Here is a 1786-nt window from a genome sequence, read left to right on the forward strand (position 1 = left end):
GACCAGGCTGGGGTCCTCGAACAACTCGAAGGTCAGGTGCGTCTCTTCGATCAGGTAGTCCGGCGCCTGATAGTCCTTCAGGTAAATCATCTTCGGTTGTTCGGTACGCATGGGGGGCATCCTTCTACTGATGCACGGCGAGCTGGTAGGCCGTGTACTTACGAATGTTGATAACGCCGGTGTCGAAGATCAGGTATTGGCCCTTGATCCCCAGCAGCGTGCCTTCGGCAATCGGGTTCTTGTCCAGGTTGAAGCTGACGATCTTGGCGGGATACTGCTCCACCGGGTAGCGGATTTCGAGCGGTTCGATGTCGGTTACCGGTTGGATGGCTTGTAGGCCAAAGCGTTCCTGCAAATTCAACAGGCCTTCGGCGCACGAGGCGAACAGCTGATCGCGCACCTGAGCAAGGTCCACCGATTGGGCGTCGCCCTTGAGCAGCGCGCGCCAGTTGGTCTTGTCGGCCACTTGGCTGCGGAACAGGTCTTCGACGAAGCCCGATTGCTGGCGCGTCGCAACGCGCATGATCGGCAGCGCCTGGCTGGCGCCCTGGTCCAACCAACGGGTCGGCAATTGGGTGGCACGGGTGATGCCGACCTTGATGCCCGACGAGTTGGCCAGGTACACCACATGGTCGGTCATGCAGAATGTTTCGCCCCAACCTGGATCACGGCAGGTGCCGGCGTCGTAATGGCAACGCTCGGGGCTCATGATGCACAGGTCACACTGGGCCAGTTTGGTCATGCACGGGTAGCAGTAACCCTGGCTGAAACTGGTTTTGGTCTTGCGGCCGCAATGGCTGCAATGGATGGCGCCGAGGTATTCCAGGCGCACATGAGTGCCGATCAACGGGTTGACCGGCACTTCGGTATCGCCCAGACGAAACGCATATTGAACGGTCGGCTCACCGAGTTGCGCCGACATTTTGCTGACTGCACCGCGACCAATTTCAATCAATGGATCGCATCCGACTTGAACAGGATATTCGGCACTGGCGCCGACTTCGACGCGCATTCCTGCGGGCCCATATAGCCGGTACGCTGCTCTTCGGGCAGGTTCTGGATTTCCCAGGCGATTACCGCTTGCAGGGACAGTTCACGCTGCTCGGCGGTGAGCTTGCGGCCATCGGACCACTTGCCGATTTCCACGGCGAGCTTGAGGCTTTCGTAGATGTCCGGGGTGATGTTTTCGATCATTTCAGCAAAAGACGACATGTGCAGAACCTCTTTATAACGGTCGCTGGTTCAGCGAATACAGTAATGACAATTGACGGCCGGGCTCGATACCGGCGCGTCAGAATTCCTTGGACAGCTTGACCTGGGCCAGCTCCTTTTCCAGTAAGCGCCGGAAGATCTGCGGTGCCGCGAAGGTATAGGCCGCAAACGCCAGCCACACCCAATCAATCATCTGGGCCACTTGCGGGTAACCCCGGGTCGCCAGGGTGATGACCACCACACGATAGACCACAAACATAAACAGCAGCAGGACAATGGCGCGGGTGGCGCTGCGCTCGTTCATCCAGCTGTTGAAGCGCCACCAGGCACCGAGAAACACATTGCTGCGGGCTTTTACCGCCGTCAGCAGGTGCAGCGCCGCGACATTCGTGGCGTTTTCCTGCAAGGCCCAGATGGCATGGTCGCGGGCGCCATTGATATCACCTTCGCGCAGCAGCAAATGCCCAAGCACCACCACCGCGCCCGCATTACTCGGATCGGCCTGCAACGCCTGGCGCGCGAATTGATGCGCCTGGTCCCAATGGCCGCTGCCAGGTTGAAACTTCGCCATGCC

General features: G+C 59.3%; 4 protein-coding genes. All 4 read right to left on the reverse strand.

Annotated elements, in window-relative coordinates; all coding sequences use genetic code 11:
• A partial coding sequence (locus tag E0F99_RS31340; protein ID WP_423213188.1) for a hypothetical protein occupies nucleotides 1–111 on the reverse strand: 111 nt, incomplete at its 3' end.
• Nucleotides 112–124: 13 nt separating this feature from the next.
• Nucleotides 125–955: a DUF2797 domain-containing protein gene (locus E0F99_RS29735; protein WP_083358698.1), complete on the reverse strand. Its 831-nt coding sequence runs from the start codon at nucleotides 953–955 to the stop codon at nucleotides 125–127.
• The gene (locus E0F99_RS29740; protein WP_017138108.1) at nucleotides 952–1212 is read right to left on the reverse strand and encodes a YeaC family protein; all 261 of its coding nucleotides are present in this window, start codon (nucleotides 1210–1212) and stop codon (nucleotides 952–954) included. Before E0F99_RS29740 ends, E0F99_RS29735 begins: the two co-directional genes overlap by 4 nt.
• A gap of 79 nt (nucleotides 1213–1291) precedes the next feature.
• Nucleotides 1292–1786 (reverse strand): tetratricopeptide repeat protein (locus E0F99_RS29745; protein WP_341273825.1); only part of this gene is annotated, 495 nt, incomplete at its 5' end.

The sequence above is a fragment of the Pseudomonas antarctica genome (assembly GCF_900624995.1).
GTDB lineage: Bacteria > Pseudomonadota > Gammaproteobacteria > Pseudomonadales > Pseudomonadaceae > Aquipseudomonas > Aquipseudomonas antarctica.

What these genes read in the sequence shown, in the direction of transcription:
- E0F99_RS29740 (WP_017138108.1), bottom strand. Translation starts at nt 1,212, where the DNA reads ATGTCGTCTTTTGCTGAAATGATCGAAAACATCACCCCGGACATCTAC.